Here is a 17,483-nt window from a genome sequence, read left to right as displayed (position 1 = left end):
GTCGACTTCAAGGGCGCTGGCCGAACAGACCACGGCCGCCGATCAGTTCGCCAAGGAACTGGTGCGCGTTTCGGCGATGACCGCGAAAGTGACGCGCGCGATGGTGGAGCAAAGGGAGGCGGCGGCGCAGATCAGCAGAGCCGTCGAAGACAGCCGAAAACAGTCGGACCAGACCGCGCGCGCCATGGTGGAGCAGGCGAGCGCCTTGAAAGAGATGATCGGGAACGCTCAGAACATTGCCAAACAGATGGGAATGCTCAGTCGCGCCAATAAAGAGCATTCCACCGTTGCCGAATCTCTCTTTCAATTTCTTACGGGAATCGATTCCGGCGAGAACGAGCCGAAGCGTCAGGTTGGGAAAGTCACGGCGGCGGCCGCCGGCAACGGCAAGAAATCGCCGGCCCGCGGGACGCGTAAGCCCCGCCGTTAAAGCGGGTATGCGATTGGAATCAGAGCGCGAACAGCAATTGATGAGAGCTCTCGGAGACCAGGACTGGCGTGTCCGTCATCAGGCGGTCGATGCGCTGGTTCGCGAATCGGGCCAGGACGCGCTGACGGTTTTTGTCCGCAGGCTCTGCAAGGAGCATCGTGACGCGGCGGTCTTGAACAGCATCCTGCAGGTGCTGATTTCCATCGGCCCGGCGGCTCTCCCCGCGCTCGCGAAGATCACAAACGATCCCGATGCCGAGGTCCGGATGTATGCGGCCCTGGCGCTGGGAAACCTTGGCGACAGCAGAGCCGTCAGCCCGCTCATGACTCTGCTGCGCGATTTCGATACCAACGTCCGTTACCACGCTATCGAAAGTCTTGCCAAGTTGAAGGCGGCCGAGGCGGTCGACGATCTCGCCGCGATTGCCGCCTCCGGCGATTTCTTTCTCGCATTTGCCGCTTTAGATGCCCTCGCCGATATCGGGGAGCCGAGAATTGCGCCCAGCCTGCTGCCCCTGCTGCAGAACAATGTGCTTCAAGCGGCGGTTGTGCGCGCTCTTGCGGAAATCGGCGACGAGCGTGTTGTGCCGGCGCTCGTCTCTCTATTGGAAAAATCGCCGATAGCACCCGAATTAATGCTTGCGCTCGCGAGGCTTCACGAGCGGACTGAAAAGCTCTATGCCGAAGGCGGCTATGTGAGCGATCTTGTCCGGAAGAAGACCTCCGCCGCCGCGGCGCAAACCATGCTTTCCATGTTGAACGGCGTGAGCGGCGCGGAACTGCGTGCTCTGGTCCAGGTCCTCGGCTGGGTCGGGACCGATCACATCATCACCGAATTGACCCGGCTCCTGGGATCGTCGGACGTGCGCAATGAAGTGATCGAGACTCTCGTGCGTCACGGCCGCCATGTTACCGAAGGCTTATGCGAACAACTCAAATCGGATGATTCGGATACCCGCCGTGCCGCCGTCACAGCTCTCGCCCGGATTGGAGATGCGCAAACGGTGGGCGCGCTTTTAAAAGCCCTTGCCGATCCTGATTTAACTGAAATGGCGGCGGGAGCTCTGGCAAAAATCGGCGACCCGCAGGCTTACGAACCTCTGTTGGCGCTTCTGGGCCACGACCGGGCAGCGGTCCGGCAGGCTGCAATCGCGGCCCTGAACTCCCTTGGCCATCCCCGGATGGCTGCGGATATCAACAAGCTGCTGTTTCATTCCAATCCGCATGTGCGTGAATCCGCCGTCCGGATCTCGGGGTATTTCGGTTATCCGGATTGCGCAGACCAGTTGTTGGACCGGATCCACGATGTCAGCGAGAACGTGCGCCGCGCCGCTGTCGAAAACCTGTGCCACCTGCAGGACGACCGGATTTTTGATGCATTGCTGCGGGCCTCGCGTGACGAATCTCCAAAGATCCGCGCCTCGGCGGCGCAATCTCTGGGTTTTCTGGAAAATATGCGGGCTCTCCCTGAACTGACGCGGGCACTGACCGACCAGGATTCCTGGGTCCGCTACTACGCGGCTCGTTCGCTGGGACGAATCGGCAGTCCTGAAGCGATAGACGCGCTGGCTTGCATTGTGCACAGCGATCCGGCAAACCAGGTGCGCATTGCGGCTGCGGATGCTCTCGGTTCGATCGGTGGAGCACGGGTTGTTTCCGTGCTGGCGCCGTTGGTGGACTCGGAGGATCGGGATGTCGCGCGGGCCGGCCTGAAGGCCCTGGGCGCCGTCGGCCATCCCGACGCGATTCATCCGATCCTTGAGGCTCTTCAGTCGCCGGATCCAGCCCGGCGCAGCGATGCCGTTACCGCATTGACGGCGCGGCAGGATGAGGCGGCTGTGCAAGCGCTCGAGCGAACGGCTGCCGAAGATGCCGATCCCGGAGTTTCCGAAACGGCGATTGTTCAGCTGGCGGTCATCGCGACTCCACTCTCGGTGGAGGCGCTGATCCGGCTGGCCGCCGCTCGCCACCTGCGTGACGCTGCCATCGGCGCATTGGCACGATTGAATCCGGCTCACATCGACCGTCTTGCTTCAGCCCTGAACCATCCGGATGCCGAGGTGCGCCGCGCCGTCGTCGAGGCGGTCAGCCGCATGAAACATCCGAGGGCGTCCGAGTTGCTGGGCAGGGCCCTCGAAGACGAAGCACCTGCCGTGCGCCTTGCCGCAGTGTTCGCCCTGAAGCGTATGGGAAGCCGCACCGCGGAGAGAAGAATGTCACACATGGTCCGGAGTGATCCGGATCCTGCTGTTCGGAAAGCCGCCGAACAGTCGCTCGAAAGGTGATTCCCGGAATGGAATTTCCAAATCGGCCGGATCGAAACCCTGCGGTCATGTTGCTCCGTGATCTCATCCATGAACGGACCGGTGTCTTTTTTTCGGACAGCAGCGTCGAATTGATGATGGACAAGCTTTCGGGCCTGATCGCCGAACGCGGTAGCGGTTCTCTTATCGACTTCTATTATCACCTTAAGTATGACCGCGACGAATCTCAATGGAGTGGCGTTCTCGATGCAATTTCCGTTCGCGAGACATACTTCTGGCGAGAATTCGATCAGATTCACGCCCTCACCGATATTGTGCTTCCCAGACTCGCGGAGAGCGCCAGGCCGCCGCTTAAGATCTGGAGCGCCGCTTGCGCGACAGGAGAAGAACCGTTGACCATTGCGATGGCGCTGTCGTTAACGGGTTGGTTCGACCGCCTTCCCATTGAGATCCATGCCAGCGACGCCAGCGATATCGCGCTCCAGATCGCCCGGAAAGGTGTTTACCGGGAGCGCAGCTTCCGGGCACTGCCGGCCGAATATCGCAGCCGCTTCTTTACGCCCGGCGATGACGGCTTGAAAATCAAGCAGTGTCTTCACGAGAAAATTCAGTGGCACCGGGTGAATCTCGCCGATCGCAGCTCGGTAGAGCGGCTGGCGCAAGTTCCGGTGATCTTTTGCCGCAACGTGTTCATCTATTTCTCAGAGTCCGCAATTCTGAGAACGGCAAAGCTGTTCGAGCAGTACATGCAGCGGCCCGGCTATCTCTTTCTGGGAGCTGCGGAGTCGCTTCTGAAGTTCAATGTCGATTTCGAACTTCAGGAATTGGGAGGAGCGTTCGCGTATGTCAGAGACTGAAGCCGCAGGAAGCGGCGCCGGGGGAGAACATGGATAAGGTTCTACGGACACTGGTGGTGGACGATTCGGCGTATGTCCGGAAAGTCGTCAGGCAGATGCTCGGAAAGAGTCCGTTCATCGATGTCGTCGGAGTAGCGCGCGACGGCGAAGAAGCGTTGACGCTTGTTGATCAATTGCATCCGGATGTGGTGACCATCGACCTGATCATGCCGGGGATGGGTGGGCTTGGCTTCATTCAGGAGCAGATGCGCCGGAAACCGCTGCCGATCGTTGTGGTCAGCATTGCAAATGAGGCCAGCCAGCTGGTTCTCGACGCCCTGGATGCCGGCGCCATTGAGTTCGTTCAAAAGCCTTCCGCGCTCGCGACGGAGAGAATCTTTGAGATGAGCGACGAACTGATCGAGAAGGTGAAGACTGCCGGCAACGTCATGATGTCGGCCGTCAGACTGCCGGACCCTGCCGGCCCGGCCGCTTCGAAGCCGCAGCATAAGCCGGCGAAAAAAATGTTTCCTTCGCCCGTCGACGTCATCGTCATCGGCATTTCCACCGGCGGGCCGCAGACGCTGAAATATCTGCTGCCTTCTTTTGCCGGCGATTACCGCATACCGATCGCGGTAGTCCTGCACATGCCGGTTGGTTATACCGAGCTGTATGCGGAGCGCTTGAACGATGCCTGCAGTCTCGCCGTCTCTGAAGCCCGGGAAGGAGACGCCATCCAGCCCGGCCGGATTCTTATCGCGCCGGCGGGACGTCATCTGACATTGCGCCGGGACAGCTCCGCTGCCGTTCAAGCGCACATCGACGCGCGGCCTTTCGACACGCTGCACCGGCCCTCGGTCGATGTCTTGTTTCGGTCCGCCGCGGAAACTTTTGGCGGCCGCGTTCTGGGTCTCGTGATGACCGGAATGGGCGACGACGGCAAGGAGGGCGCCGGGGAAATCCGGGCAAAGGGCGGTATCATCATTGCAGAGGCCGAGGAAAGCTGCGTCGTTTTTGGAATGCCGCGAGCGGTAATCGAGGCGAACCTGGCCAATCAAGTCGTGCCCCTGGAAAGGATGTTCAGCGCGATCATCGAGGTAACGAATGGCAAAGATCCTGATCGTTGACGATTCTGCCATGTCGCGCAGAATTTTGAGGGGCATCCTGGAACATGCGGGCCATCAGGTCAGCGAAGCGGAAGACGGCATGGTTGCTCTCGAGAAATACTTTCTGGAAAAGCCCGACCTCGTGCTTCTGGACCTGATCATGAAGGGCATGCTCGGGATGGAGGTCCTCAAGAAGGTTCGCCTGATGGATCACGACGCCAGGGTCATTGTCGCCAGCGCCGATATTCAAAGCTCCACGCGCGCGATGACTCAGGCGGAAGGCGCGGCTGCCTTCGTCAATAAACCCTTTGTGAGCGAGTTCGTTCTGAAGACGGTCGACCTGGTTCTGGAGGGCCGCAACCATGGCTCTGACTGAGAAGCAAGGCGATGCGCTGGCGGAACTGATCAACATCGGCTTTGCGCGGAGCGCCGCGTCGCTTTCCGAATTGTCCGGGTACCGCGTCCTGCTGGATCCCCCGTCGATCGATGTGAGAGCGATCGAAGAACTTCCGGATGCCCTGGCCGTTCTGACCATGCAGGAGGTCGCCACGGTGCACCAGCTCTTCAGCGGTCCGGTTTCCGGCGACGCCCTGCTGATCCTGAACTATGAAGGCGCCGTCACCCTGACGGACCTTCTTCGGGCACGGAAACGGCCTTCGCAGCGGCTCGACGAGGCCTCGCGCGAAGCCTTGACCGAGATCGGAAATATTCTCTTGAATGCATGCCTGGGAATGTTCGGGAACATGCTTCATGTGCATGTCTCTTTTTCGATGCCGCGGCTGCATCTGGAGGTCCTGGACAACCTGCTCAAATCGATCATTATCGGTTCCGAGGAACTCCGCTCGGCCATCATCGTCTCGACGGCGTTTCACATCAAGGAAAGCGCCGTTTCCGGATATCTCGTGATTGTTCTCGGGGTGTCTTCTCTCGACCGCCTGATCCGCTCGATCGAGGAGTGGGAGCAACGCCAGAGCCAATAGCCGATCCGATTCCAGAGTTGGAAACCACAACCTTCCTGGTTTCAGGCTGAAGCGCTCACCTTTGTAAGAACGCGCTCGCGCACCAGGCCGATGATCTGTTGAGGAAGAAACGGTTTGCTCACAACATCGAATTGATATTTTCGGCATTCGTCCTCTTCTCTCGCATTCAATTCGGCGCCCGTCATGATGGCGACATGAACTTCCGGGTGCTTCTCCAGGAGTTTCGCTCCGAGGTCGATGCCGTTTCCATCCGGGAGCAGGAGATCGAGCAGCGCGAAATCGACGGCGCCCGGTGAACTGATAGCTTCCGCATCAGCTACGGACTGCGCCGTGCTGACTTTCCACGATGTCGCCTCGGTCAACTCGAGAGAAAGCAGCCGCAGGAAATCGCGATTGTCATCGACGATGAGCACAGTCGGCCGAGGGATAACAGCAGGACGTTCAGACCCGGCCATTTCAAGAGTGAGGCTATTCCCGCCCGGTATAACGCGAACCGTCGAGCCCGGCTGGATAGCGCCTTCGATAACCAACGTGGCTAATGGCTGAGTCAGGTGACGATGGATGGCGCGTTTCAACTCCCGTGCGCCATATTCGGGACTGGTTCCGTTTTCCAGCAGGAAGACGCGGCTTTCCGGAGTGACTTCAATGTTGAAGCACTTATTCGCGAGCCGGCTGTTCACATGTTGCTGAAGGTCTGCGATCTGTTGATCGAGTATCAACGCAAGCGCTTCCGAATCGAGCGGCTGATAGGTCACCACGGCGTCGATCCGGTTGATGAACTCCGGCGAATACATCCTGCGGACCGCGTTGAGCGCGATTCCTTCGAGCTTCTTGGTGAGCACGGAGACCTCTCCGGCTGCCACCGGCCGGAAACCGATTTCCGGCTGAAGCTCTTTCATCATTTCGCGCGCCCCGAGGTTGCTTGTCAGGAAAATCAGGCTCTTTTCAAAGTTGACTTCCGTGTTGTTGCCCAGACGAAGAGTTGCTTTATCCAGAACACCAAGAAGGAGCTTACTTACGGCCGGAGCTGCCTTCTCGATCTCGTCAAACAGAATGATCGACAAATCGCAGTATTTGCTGGCCGCTTCGTCTAACCGCTCTTGAGTCAGAACCGGTTTGGTGTCCCCATGGCCGAGATAGCCCGGTGGCGAACCAATCAGCTTCGCCACTTCATGATCCGACTGGAATTCGCCGCAATTGATCTTGACCACTTTTTGCGGGCCGTTGTGCAGGATTTCCGCCAGGGCTTCGACCGTCCTTGTCTTGCCTGTTCCCGTTGGCCCGAGCAGGAGAAACACGCCCGCAGGGCGCCCGAGCGGCGCCAGGCCCGCCTGGTATGTTTTGACTGTCGATGCAATTCCGCTGATGGCCGTCGGCTGCCCGACGATCTTGTCCGACAGCAAATCAAGAATACTGGTGCCTCCGACGATGCGACCTGTCATATCCTTCCCTCAGAACTCTCGTTTAAGCAGCCGCGTCAGGTCTGGTCTGTGGCCCGGACCATCGCTTCAGTTTATTGAGCAATGCCTTGTAGCAGATATTCATCCTTCGAGCCGCCAGCTTACGGTTTCCATTCGTTTGCTCGAGAACCCGGCGTACCAGCTCCTGCTCCGCACGTTCGGCCGCAATCGCGCCGACGCCGAGCAAGGACAATGGCGCATCGGCAGTGTCGTGGGGCGCGTCTTCAGCCGGCGCCGGGTCGGAGTTCGGTTCGGCGAGTAAGAGTTGATGATCGGGCAAAACAAGGAATCGCTTGATGTAGTTCTCAAGCTCGCGGATATTACCCGGCCAATGGTATTCGACAAAGCGGCGCAGGAGATCCGGAGGCAGTTCATGTGCCCGGGCATTGTATTGCTCGCGATATTTCCCAATGAAATAGCTGCATAGCCCTGGGATGTCTTCTTTACGCTCACGCAGGGGAGGCAGATCCACCCGGATGACATTCAGTCTAAAGTAGAGATCCTCTCGAAACTTGCCGTTTGCGACTGCTTCTTCGATATTGATATTGGTTGCGGCAACGATCCTCACATCGACGCGAATCGTCTTTCGTCCGCCGAGCTTCGAAAATGTGCCGTCCTGCAACACATGCAGCAGTTTTGCCTGTAAGAGGGGGCTCATTTCTCCGATTTCATCCAGGAACAACGTGCCGCCATCGGCAAGCTCGAATTTTCCCGGCTTGTCCGAAACCGCTCCGGTGAAAGCGCCCCTCTCGTACCCAAAGAGTTCCGATTCGAGCAGCTCATGCGGCAATGCCGCACAGTTTACTTTCAGGAATTGCCGGTTCTGGCGGCCGGAATGACCATGAGCATATCGCGCCATGACTTCTTTACCGGTACCGGATTCACCCGCGATGAGAATCGGAACGTCTGCCGGCGCAACCCGTCTGACGATTTGTGCGAGGCGGCGCATTTCGGGATTCGCCGTTACAAACATACCGGTCGCGTCAGTTTGCGACGCTGTGGGTTCCAGCGCCTGTCTTTCTTCAAAGCCGTCCAGCGCCGTCTCGATTGCACTCTGGAGTTCGCTGTCCTCGGCCGGCTTCATGATGAAGTCGCATGCGCCGAGTCTCATGGCTTCGACTACCGTCCTGACGTGCCCGACCCCGGACAATACGACCACCGGAACGTTCAGACCCATCGCCTTGATCTTTTCCATGATCCGGATGCCGTCCATGTCCGGCAGAAGCACATCCAGCAGAATGACCGATGGAAGCGATTCTGCGGATTGCAGGCGGGCAAACAATGGCTCCGCGCTCTCGATGGCCTCCACGTCATACCCTTCGGTACGAAGCATCAACGCGACGTAGGTTCGAAAAGCTTCATCATCGTCCACCAGTAAAACAGATTTCACGCTCATGGCTCTGGGTGAAAGCATTTTTAGGGCCACGCCTCTGGATGAAAGGAATCGGAGGAGCTAAGTGCGATCGCTCCGTCCTGCTATAGACCGATCTTAATGGACACCTTATTTGTAAGCTCAAGAGGGCAGGCACTTGTAGACGATTGTCCGACGCGAACAATTCGAGCTGAAATTGCGGTTTGTTCTTTTGAACGCCCGGCCGGCTATGTTGTCCCCAATGGTTCAACAGAGCACCACCGCGACTATTTGGACGGTTACCCGGAATAATGTCCTCGGGCCCTCCGGCAGTTGCCGGCCGGTCATGCTTAAGGAAACTCTGGACCGGCGCCAGGCCCGTTTCCAATAGTGATTCCTCTGTTGCTTCACGCAATTCGCCGGTCCTCCCGAGAGTCAGAGGGACGAAGCAGGGCAGCAATGTTGCATATGATTTCGTCCGCGGGCACGGGTTTTGCTATGAACGATTGAAAGCCTTCCGCCAGCGCACGTTTCCGGAAGTCGTCCGTAGCCAGTGCAGTCAAAGCGATTGCCGGGATGCTGCGAATCGCCGGATCGTGAAAGGCCCTCAATCGCTTCAGGAATTGATATCCGTCTTCTTCGGGCAGAACGATGTCCACGAGCATGATGTCCGGCTTGAATCCCAGCATTTTTTCGAAAGCCTCGCGCGCCGTGGCAGCGCACTCCGCAGCGCCTCCATGTGATTGCACAGCTGAAAGCAAAAATTCCCTGCAGTCGGGATCGTTTTCCAGTATGAGGACGCGCTTGTTCGCCAGGGCATGGAGGCTTGGCTCTTCGGCCTTTCCCGCATCCTCGGCCGCCGCGCTCTCGGTCGCGGGCAGCACGACGGTGAAAGTAGACCCTTTTCCAACACCCTCGCTGAATGCGCTGACTTTTCCCCCATGTAATTCGGTGAGCTGTTTCACGATCGCGAGACCGAGGCCCATACCGCCATACGGCCGCGTCGTACTGTCCTGTTCTTGCCGGAAGGTGTCGAAGGCGTAAGGTATGAAAGCGGGGCTCATACCCTGGCCGTTGTCGCTGACACGGATCTCAACGTTCCGATCCCGATGGTGAACGTGAAGCTCGATTCGGCCCTCTTTCGGGGTGAACTTGATGGCGTTGGCGAGGAGATTCCATGTAATTTGTTGAAGACGGCGTGCGTCTCCTATTACCGCTGGGATGGTTTCTTCCACGACCGAGTCCACTTCGATATGTTTCTGGGCTGCCATGAGACGAACGGAATCCAATGCGGGCCTCACGATTTCACGCAGATCGACCGGCCGCGTTTCAAGCGCGAGTTGTCCAACGGTAATACGGGATATGTCTAACAGGTCATCAATAAGGCTTTTCTGGATTCGGGCGTTCCGGTAGCTGCTCTCGATCGCTGGTTCGATTTGCTCCGGCTGCAGCCGTTTCTCACGCATCAGGCTGAGCCATCCCAGAATTGCCGCAAGCGGCGTGCGCAGTTCGTGAGACATCGTCGCGAGGAAGCGGTCTTTGGCCTGATTCGCCTGCTGGAGCTCCTGTAACAATTGATCGCGTTGTTCTTCCGCCCGTTTACGCTCCGTGAGATCTCGAATCACTTTGGCGTATCCGCAGATTTTCCCCTCCTTATCCCGCACTGAACTAAGGATTCCGCTGGCCCAAAACTGCTCTCCATTCTTACGGACATGCCACCGCTCGTCGTCTGCCCGGCCCGTTTCTCGAGCAGTCGTCATTTCCCATTCCACTTGCTGCGCCATCTTATCGGCGTTGGTGAACATCGTTGCCAGATGTTGTCCCACAATCTCCTGCTCGTCGTACCCGAATATCTTCCTGGCTCCGGCATTCCAGGTTGTAATCCGGCCTGCTTCGTTCATGGTAAAGACTGCAAAATCAACCAGGTTCTGGAACACCCGGCAAAGAAATTCGCACTGTTCCTGTGTGTTATTCATGTGGTTTCTCGTGCTCAGCGTGAAATCGTCTGCGAAAGTAAGAGACTGGAAAGTTCTATACCTACAGAATAGGTCAACCAGGTGTTGGAGGGCAGTCCGCCGTTATCCTACAATTCCGTTTCCCGACGGAAGCGGTTACACTGTCGGGCATGCCGCTATTGACCTCAAGTGCTATTCCTATGCAATGAAAATAGGAATCATCGGAGCGGGAGGAGCCGGGCTGGCGACCGCCTGGCTACTGCAGGAACACCACAGCGTAACAATCTTTGAGAGCGCGAACCGTCTTGGCGGCCATGCCCATACAGTCGAGGTGGACATCGACGGTAAGGCTGTGCCGATCGATGCCGGCGTCGATTTTTTCACGCCAACGCTGTGGCCGACGTTTTACCGTTTGCTCAGCATTCTCGCCGTACCGCTTTACGAGTATCCCGGAACAGTCGTGTTGCACAGCAAGGATCGGCGGCAGACCTATCTGATGCCCGCTGTCCGGGATGGCGGCGTGTGCTGGCCGGTATTCAGGCCCCGGGTTTTGCCGAAGCTATTGCAATTCCGCTATGCCCTCCTTCGTGCGATGCCGATGATCGAAGCACAGGACACCTCGATCACGATCGAACGGTTCACTGAGAGTTTGAAGGTGAGCCGCAGCTTTAAAGACGAATTCTTCTATCCTCTTCTGTTTGCGATCTGGTGCGCCGGCGAGGACGACTTCAAAACCTTCGCCGCCTACAACGGTTTGAAATATTACGCATGCTGCGAGGCCGGGAGGTTTTCGAAGTTCTACTTCACCGAGGTCGTGGGCGGGACTCGGGTATACATAGACGCCCTGGCCGGGACTCTGAAGACGGTCAAGGTCAAGATGGCGACCCCCATCCGCCAGATCTTGAGCGTTGCACAACGTTTCAGAGTGGAGGACGCCGGTGGCGGTGTCGATGAATTCGATCATCTCGTTATCGCAACGAATGCATCAGAAGCCGCTCGATTGGTTTCGGAAATGGAGTTCGCCGAACCGGTGCGGCGGGAACTCGAAAATTTCAAATACTTCAAGGGAACGATCGCCGTGCATGGGGACCGGCGTTTGATGCCCGCAAACGAGAAACATTGGTCTGTCTTCAACATTCGCAACGATGCGGGGCGCAGCGCCTTGACCGTCTGGAAGAAATGGAAAAGTAGGACGCCGTTGTTCAAGAGCTGGATCAACTATGAGGCTCAGTTGCCCGAGCCCCTCTATGCCTTGGAAACTTACGACCACCCTAAAGTCACACCGGAATATTTCGAAGCTCAGCGCCGCCTCGCGCGGATGCAGGGGCGGGGCAATCTGTGGTTTGCCGGCGTATATACTCACGACATCGACAGCCATGAGAGCGCCATTTTGTCGGCGATGAAGGTGGCGCAGCGGCTTGCTCCGCAGTCGGCGAACCTGAACCGCCTGCTGTAGGGGCGCGCTGCAGTACCTGTCCGGTCATCAAGCCACGAGCCGCGCTTTTCCGCCGTCGGTGGGAAGTTCCCGCACGCGTTGCTGTTCGATCGCCGCGCGGGGATCCAGTGCCGAATGTCTTCCCGCCTGGAGCAGCGAGAACCGGAGGCTGAGTGCTGCCGCAGTGCCGCAGAGGCCGGCCGCGGTCTTCGCCTTCGGCGACTTCCGGGCGAACAACGACAACGCCAGGCTGGCGGCGCCGAGCACCTTCGCCACTTTCCATAAAAGGCCCGGCGCGCCCGTTCTCAATGGCTCTGCGACCCGCTGCACCTTCGACGTTTCCCGCTCGAGGGCGACCATCGCCGCCAGCTCCGCGGCCTGCCCGGCAAGCGCAAATCGATGCGCAATCGCCTCGTCCCGAGCCGGAAGATCCATTAAATGGAAAAGGGCTCCCGCGCTCGCCATTCCCGATGCGACAAACAGTGCCGGCAAACTCCGCCGACCGTCCTGCCACACCGGCATGGCCGTGTTTGCCAGCAGCACCCCCGTGTATCCGGAAAGCGGGACGCCGAGCACTCCGGCTCCGACAGCGGCCGCTTGGCCTATCGCTCCACCTGCAACCACCGAAAGTCCCGCCAGCGATCCGGTCGCCGACAGCAGCCACGACCCGACATTCATCGGCGATGTCGGCCGGAACACCCGCAGCATGTTGAGGAAACGCGAAGGCCGGCCGAGATCGTAAATCAGCAGCACGGTTCCCGCGCTGACGCCGGCCAGACCGATCCAGCGGCACCGCCGCACCAGTTCCGGAGAACCCGCGCGCATCACCTGGGCGGCAGCGCCCAATGCCAGAGACGCTCCAGCGGCGGCTCCCAAATAGAAATAGGTGGGAATCGACCACAGCCACACCGGCTTCTTCAGCAGCGGTTCGTCGTAGTAGGTGACTACAGCATCACTCATTGCCGGACCCCCGCCAAAACGCACGCCGCGGTCGCCACGATCATCGCCGCGCCGGCAAGCGCCAGCGACGCCCAGCTCTCCGCGGCTTTTTTTGTCGGTACAACCGGATCGGGCGGCAGGTTATATGCCTCCGGCCTGTCGAGCAGCAGGAAGAATGCATTCAAGCCTTCCGTGCCGGGCTGGCTTTCCGGATCGGCGCCATAGAGATACGCCTCCGTCAATCCTTTTCCATGCAGCTCCGTGACACGCCGCCGGGCTCTGGTGCGAAGCTCGTCGAGATCCCCAAACACAATCGATTCCGTCGGGCAGGCCTTCGCGCAAGCGGGCGTCATATCTTCCTTCAGCCGGTCGTAACACATCGTACATTTCCAGGCCAGTCCGTCATCCTCGCGCCGGTCGATCACACCGAACGGACAGGCCGTTACACAGTAACCGCAGCCGTTGCAGACATCCGGCTGCACAAAGACCGTATCGAACTCCGTCCGCACAATCGCTCCCGTCGGACACGCTTCGAGACACCCCGCCCGCTGGCAGTGCTTACAGACGTCGGACATCATCAGCCACGAAAAGTCGGCGAACCCATCCTGTACGGGTAAAGCGGCGGGTTTCTCGATAAAGGCCACATGCCGCCACGTCGAAGCGCCCAGCGCACCGGTGTTATCGTACGACATCGCTTTGAACTCGAAGCCGTCATCCGGCAGCTGATTCCACTGTTTGCATGCCACCTCACACGCCTTGCAGCCGATACAAATGGTCGTATCCGTGAAAAAGCCTTTACTGCCCATCTGTGCTACTCCTTGATGACCTTCGAAGCCCGAATTCCATGATTGAAAACCTTGCGCTTTTCTACGGCCGGCGTGTCGCGATGATTGCCGTTTGGTACGTCCGCAACCAGCGGCCCGCTTGTGACGACGCGGCGCTCGCGGCTCCGGCGTCCCGGCTCAATGTTGCCCGTCAGCGCCTTCGATTCCTGAATCGACACGTTGGGATCGGCGACAAACCCGATCAACTCATTGGCGGAGTCGCCCTGAACGATTCCCTTCGATCCCCAGTGGTAGGGAAGGCCGATCTGGTGATACAGCTTCCCCTGGATACGAAGCGGACAGATCCGCCGGGTAACCAGCACACGGGCCTCGACCTCCGCCCGCGCTGTCGTGATCGTCGCCCAATCGCCGTTCTTCAACTCCTTCTCCGCCGCCAGCTCCGGCGAAACCTCGCAGAAAAACTCCGGTTGCAGCTCCGAAAGCCACGGCAGCCAGCGCGACATGCCTCCCGCAGTGTGATGCTCGGTCAGGCGATAGGTCGTAATGATGTAGGGGAAACGCGGATCGTCCCACGCGCGATGATACGGATTGTCCTCGCGCAGCCATTCCATCCGCGAAGGATTGGCATCCTGCGCGTAGAGCGGATTTTTAATCACCGATTCCTGGGGCTCGTAGTGTGCCGGGAGCGGCCCGTCCGTCAAGCCGCTCGGCGCAAAAATCCAGCCGCGCGAGTCCGCCTGCATGATGAACGGCTTGTCGCCCGCGATCGTCGCCAGCCCTGACGCCCCTTCCGGCGGTCTGTAATCCGGAGGCCTGTCGGCGATGAAATCGGGCGTATCCATGCCGGTCCATTTCTGTTGGACTTCGTCCCACCAGACATATCGCTTGCGCTCCGACCACGGCCGGCCGTCCGGGTCTGCCGACGCACGGTTGTAGATCAACCGTCGATTCGCCGGCCAGGCCCAGCCCCATTCCGGCGCGACCCAATTCTGCTCGCTGCCCGGCTTCCGGCGCGCCGCCTGATTCATGTCGTCTTTGAAGACGCCGCAATAGATCCAGCAGCCGCACGCCGTCGATCCGTCGTCTTTGAGTTCCTTATACGCCGGAACCGGTTCGTCGTTCGAAACCTTGTAGCCGTTGATCTCCTTAAGAATCGCTTTCGCATCCGGCTCGTCGTGCGGCGGTAATTTGGGATAGAGCCACAACAGATCGCGGATCGGACGGTCCTTTGGATCGCTCGAGTTCGCATACAGCTTCTTCAGCCGAAGGCCCAGATGAAAGATGAAGTGCAGCTCGCTGCGGCAGTCTGCCGCAGGCTCAACCGCTTTGTCATGCCACTGAAGCAAGCGCTGCGTATTCGTAAAGGTCCCTTCCTTCTCGGTGTGGGCTGCGCAGGGAAAGAAAAACACCTCGGTCTTGATGTCTTCGGGACGCACCTCGCCACGGTGGATCTCCGGCGCGTCGCACCAGAAGTCTGCCGTCTCTGTAACGGCGAAATCGCGCACCACAAGCCAGTCGAGATTGCGCAAACCTTTACGGTGAAGCGCGCCGTGCATCGAGCCGACAACCGGATTCTCGCCCATGATGAAGTAGCCGTTCACGCCGCCATCGGCCATCCGCGCCACCGTCCACATGTGCGAATGATCGCCGCTGATATGCGGCAGATAATCGAAGCACCAGTCATTCTCTGCTTTCGCCGCCTCGCCGAAATACGCCTTCATCAGCGAAACGAAATACTTCGGGAATTCGCTCCACCAGCCGCTTGGTGATCGATTGCCTTCGATGTACTTCTTGAGATCGAGATCGTGACTCGCCTTCGGCATCGCGAGATAACCCGGCAGCAGGTTGTATAGCGTCGGGATATCCGTCGATCCCTGAATCGACGCATGACCGCGCAGCGCAAGGATGCCGCCGCCCGGCCTGCCGATATTGCCCAGGAGCAGCTGAATGATTGCGGCCGTCCGGATGTATTGCACACCTGTGGAGTGTTGCGTCCATCCCACGGCATAGCAGAACGCCGAAGTCCGCTCGCGGCCCGAGTTGCGGCAGAGCTCTTCCGCCACTTTAAGGAACAGGCGTTTATCGAGCCCGCATATCGATTCGACCATCTCCGGCGTGTAGCGGGCGAAATGCCGCCGCACGATCTGAAACACACAATTCGGATCCTGGAGCGTGTTATCGACCTCGGCTTCCGTGGCGTCGCCGCCCGCCTGCCGCGATTCGCTTTCGCCCGAAAACATCTCGCGCTCGCCCGCCGCGGCCTCGACGTCGGCGCCCTCGTAGTGCCAGGAGGCGCTGTCGTACCGGCCCTTCTCTTCATCCCATCCACTGAATAAGCCGTCCAGTTCGTCCGTGTCCTTGAAGTCGCGCGAGATGATGCAGGGTGCGTTGGTGTATCGGACAACATACTCTTCGAAGTACCGCCTGTTTTCGACGATGTAATTCACGATGCCGCCGAGAAATGCGATGTCGGTGCCCGGCCGGATCGGCACATGGATGTCCGCCATCGCGCTCGTACGCGTGAACCTCGGATCGACGTGAATGATTGTCGCGCCGCGATGTTTGGCCTCCATCACCCACTGGAAGCCGACGGGGTGACACTCCGCCATGTTCGAGCCCTGAATCACGATGCAGTCGGCGTTCTGCAGGTCCTGCTGAAACGTCGTCGCGCCGCCGCGCCCGAAGGAGGTGCCCAGACCGGGCACCGTAGACGAATGTCAAATCCTTGCCTGATTTTCGACCTGAACGATGCCGAGCGCGGTGAACAGCTTTTTGATCAGGTAATTCTCTTCGTTATCGAGTGTCGCGCCGCCGAGATGCGCGATGTTCATCGTCCGGCGCAGCGGATGACCCTCTTTCGATTTGGCTTCCCATGTCGAATCCCGCGTCTGCTTGACGCGCTCGGCCACCATGCCCATCGCCTGTTCCAGGGGAATTGCTTCCCATTCGGTGGCATACGGTTTTCGGTACAGCACGTTCTGCACCCGATGCGACCCTGTCACCAGTTGATAAGTGGCCGCGCCTTTCGGGCATAGCCGGCCACGGGAAATGGGCGAGTCCGGATCGCCTTCGATATTGGTAATGGCTTTGTCCTTGACGTAAACAAGTTGCCCGCATCCGACAGCACAGTAAGGACAAACGGAATGAACCACCTTGTCCGCGGTTTTGGTTCTCGGCTGCAGGTTTTTGCTGCGGTCTGAAAATGCGGTCTCGCCCAGGCATGTGAAGTCACCCTTCAAAAATTGTTTGAAAACAGGCCACATGCCGCACCTCCTACAAACTCCTATAAAGAGGTTGCAATTTAGCGTCCCTCAAAGCGGGGATTGCGGAAACGATATGCCGCGTAGGGAGCGTCTCGGCAGCCCGCGTGCACGGTTCCACGCGTCAGCCGCTTTTGCGCCGTGCGGCCTGTTTGTTTGAATGAACACAAAACCCGCTGCTCATAACGAAGATCTGCACGGCAATGTGCCGGACGTCTGCTCCGCGGCCCTGTTCAACGACAATAAGAGCATGTGGAGGTCGGATTATCGGAGCATTATCAGGCATTGTTTGTCCCCGGATGCTCCCGGCCGACCACTCGTGGAAAATCTGGTGCCATCTTCCGACGATTATGTCGTCCTGAAGCCCAAACATTCGGCCTTCTATGCGACCCCTCTGGAAGCCCTGTTGTCGTATTTGAAGACGCGCACCATTATCCTGACGGGATTGACTACGGACGCTTGCATTCTGAGCACAGCTTGCGAAATCCACATTCGGGATTTCGATCTCTTCGTTCCCGCCGATTGCGTCGCCGCGCGCAAAAAGGACCTGCACGGCATGGCGCTGAAGCTGATGACGAAGAGCTTCGACGCCATATCCACACCCTCCCCAAGGCTTCATCTCAAACGAATGCTCCGCGAAACCTGATGGAAGGGCCGCCGGCTTGTCCGGCAATGCGCAAGGA

At 58.8% G+C, this 17,483-nt stretch carries 14 protein-coding genes; 8 read left to right on the top strand and 6 right to left on the bottom strand.

All coding sequences use genetic code 11. From position 1 onward, the window contains the following. From VGK48_15470 to VGK48_15445, 6 genes are all read left to right on the top strand, one after another. Nucleotides 1-430, top strand: a 430-nt coding sequence (locus VGK48_15470) for a hypothetical protein (GenBank protein ID HEY2382575.1), incomplete at its 5' end; no start/stop codon positions are given. Between the two features lie 7 nt (nucleotides 431-437). After that, the gene (locus tag VGK48_15465) at nucleotides 438-2,714 is read left to right on the top strand and encodes a HEAT repeat domain-containing protein (GenBank protein HEY2382574.1); all 2,277 of its coding nucleotides are present in this window, start codon (nucleotides 438-440) and stop codon (nucleotides 2,712-2,714) included. An 8-nt stretch (nucleotides 2,715-2,722) separates the two neighbouring features. Next, nucleotides 2,723-3,550 carry a protein-glutamate O-methyltransferase CheR gene (locus tag VGK48_15460; protein ID HEY2382573.1) on the top strand — a complete coding sequence of 276 codons (828 nt, stop codon included), beginning with the start codon at nucleotides 2,723-2,725 and terminating at the stop codon, nucleotides 3,548-3,550. Between the two features lie 29 nt (nucleotides 3,551-3,579). Then, nucleotides 3,580-4,656: a chemotaxis-specific protein-glutamate methyltransferase CheB gene (gene cheB, locus VGK48_15455; protein ID HEY2382572.1), complete on the top strand. Its 1,077-nt coding sequence runs from the start codon at nucleotides 3,580-3,582 to the stop codon at nucleotides 4,654-4,656. Then, nucleotides 4,634-5,011 carry a response regulator gene (locus tag VGK48_15450; GenBank protein ID HEY2382571.1) on the top strand — a complete coding sequence of 126 codons (378 nt, stop codon included), beginning with the start codon at nucleotides 4,634-4,636 and terminating at the stop codon, nucleotides 5,009-5,011. The genes cheB and VGK48_15450 overlap by 23 nt, the downstream gene beginning before the upstream one ends. After that, on the top strand, nucleotides 4,998-5,615 hold the full coding sequence (locus VGK48_15445; GenBank protein ID HEY2382570.1) for a chemotaxis protein CheC: 618 nt from the start codon (nucleotides 4,998-5,000) through the stop codon (nucleotides 5,613-5,615). Before VGK48_15450 ends, VGK48_15445 begins: the two co-directional genes overlap by 14 nt. 41 nt (nucleotides 5,616-5,656) lie before the next feature. Here VGK48_15445 and VGK48_15440 read toward each other — a convergent pair whose 3' ends face one another. From VGK48_15440 to VGK48_15430, 3 genes are all read right to left on the bottom strand, one after another. Further along, entirely contained in the window at nucleotides 5,657-7,057 is a 1,401-nt protein-coding gene (locus VGK48_15440; GenBank protein ID HEY2382569.1) for an AAA family ATPase, read from the bottom strand. A 22-nt stretch (nucleotides 7,058-7,079) separates the two neighbouring features. Continuing rightward, nucleotides 7,080-8,471: a sigma-54 dependent transcriptional regulator gene (locus VGK48_15435; GenBank protein ID HEY2382568.1), complete on the bottom strand. Its 1,392-nt coding sequence runs from the start codon at nucleotides 8,469-8,471 to the stop codon at nucleotides 7,080-7,082. Nucleotides 8,472-8,833: 362 nt separating this feature from the next. After that, nucleotides 8,834-10,402: an ATP-binding protein gene (locus VGK48_15430; GenBank protein ID HEY2382567.1), complete on the bottom strand. Its 1,569-nt coding sequence runs from the start codon at nucleotides 10,400-10,402 to the stop codon at nucleotides 8,834-8,836. 184 nt (nucleotides 10,403-10,586) lie between these two features. Here VGK48_15430 and VGK48_15425 point away from each other — a divergent pair, with 184 nt between their 5' ends. After that, nucleotides 10,587-11,837, top strand: a complete 1,251-nt coding sequence (locus VGK48_15425; protein HEY2382566.1) for an FAD-dependent oxidoreductase — start codon at nucleotides 10,587-10,589, stop codon at nucleotides 11,835-11,837. A gap of 27 nt (nucleotides 11,838-11,864) precedes the next feature. Here VGK48_15425 and nrfD read toward each other — a convergent pair whose 3' ends face one another. From nrfD to fdh, 3 genes are read right to left on the bottom strand one after another with little or no spacing between them, the layout of a single operon-like run. Continuing rightward, complete coding sequence (gene nrfD / locus VGK48_15420) at nucleotides 11,865-12,776, bottom strand: NrfD/PsrC family molybdoenzyme membrane anchor subunit (GenBank protein ID HEY2382565.1); 912 nt, start codon at nucleotides 12,774-12,776, stop codon at nucleotides 11,865-11,867. After that, nucleotides 12,773-13,561, bottom strand: coding sequence for a 4Fe-4S dicluster domain-containing protein (locus VGK48_15415; protein ID HEY2382564.1), 789 nt, complete (start codon nucleotides 13,559-13,561; stop codon nucleotides 12,773-12,775). Before VGK48_15415 ends, nrfD begins: the two co-directional genes overlap by 4 nt. Before the next feature lie 5 nt (nucleotides 13,562-13,566). Further along, a complete protein-coding gene (gene fdh / locus VGK48_15410) occupies nucleotides 13,567-16,803 on the bottom strand; it encodes a formate dehydrogenase (protein ID HEY2382563.1) in 3,237 nt (1,078 codons plus the stop codon). Between the two features lie 157 nt (nucleotides 16,804-16,960). Here fdh and VGK48_15405 point away from each other — a divergent pair, with 157 nt between their 5' ends. Further along, nucleotides 16,961-17,446 carry a cysteine hydrolase gene (locus tag VGK48_15405; protein HEY2382562.1) on the top strand — a complete coding sequence of 162 codons (486 nt, stop codon included), beginning with the start codon at nucleotides 16,961-16,963 and terminating at the stop codon, nucleotides 17,444-17,446. Nucleotides 17,447-17,483: the final 37 nt, after the last annotated feature.

Source organism: Terriglobia bacterium (genome assembly GCA_036496425.1).
In the GTDB taxonomy this organism is placed as follows: domain Bacteria; phylum Acidobacteriota; class Terriglobia; order 20CM-2-55-15; family 20CM-2-55-15; genus 20CM-2-55-15.
The sequence above is the reverse complement of the archived record's forward strand: the minus strand, read 5'-3'. Positions and strand labels throughout refer to the sequence as shown.

Bases quoted from the DNA above. Each gene is read 5' to 3' on its own strand.
- VGK48_15460 (HEY2382573.1), top strand. From the start codon at position 2,723: ATGGAATTTCCAAATCGGCCGGATCGAAACCCTGCGGTCATGTTGCTC.
- VGK48_15445 (HEY2382570.1), top strand. From the start codon at position 4,998: ATGGCTCTGACTGAGAAGCAAGGCGATGCGCTGGCGGAACTGATCAAC.
- VGK48_15430 (HEY2382567.1), bottom strand. From the start codon at position 10,402: ATGAATAACACACAGGAACAGTGCGAATTTCTTTGCCGGGTGTTCCAG.
- VGK48_15465 (HEY2382574.1), top strand. From the start codon at position 438: ATGCGATTGGAATCAGAGCGCGAACAGCAATTGATGAGAGCTCTCGGA.
- VGK48_15435 (HEY2382568.1), bottom strand. From the start codon at position 8,471: ATGAGCGTGAAATCTGTTTTACTGGTGGACGATGATGAAGCTTTTCGA.
- VGK48_15440 (HEY2382569.1), bottom strand. From the start codon at position 7,057: ATGACAGGTCGCATCGTCGGAGGCACCAGTATTCTTGATTTGCTGTCG.
- VGK48_15415 (HEY2382564.1), bottom strand. From the start codon at position 13,561: ATGGGCAGTAAAGGCTTTTTCACGGATACGACCATTTGTATCGGCTGC.
- VGK48_15405 (HEY2382562.1), top strand. From the start codon at position 16,961: ATGAACACAAAACCCGCTGCTCATAACGAAGATCTGCACGGCAATGTG.
- nrfD (HEY2382565.1), bottom strand. From the start codon at position 12,776: ATGAGTGATGCTGTAGTCACCTACTACGACGAACCGCTGCTGAAGAAG.
- VGK48_15425 (HEY2382566.1), top strand. From the start codon at position 10,587: ATGAAAATAGGAATCATCGGAGCGGGAGGAGCCGGGCTGGCGACCGCC.
- cheB (HEY2382572.1), top strand. From the start codon at position 3,580: ATGGATAAGGTTCTACGGACACTGGTGGTGGACGATTCGGCGTATGTC.
- VGK48_15450 (HEY2382571.1), top strand. From the start codon at position 4,634: ATGGCAAAGATCCTGATCGTTGACGATTCTGCCATGTCGCGCAGAATT.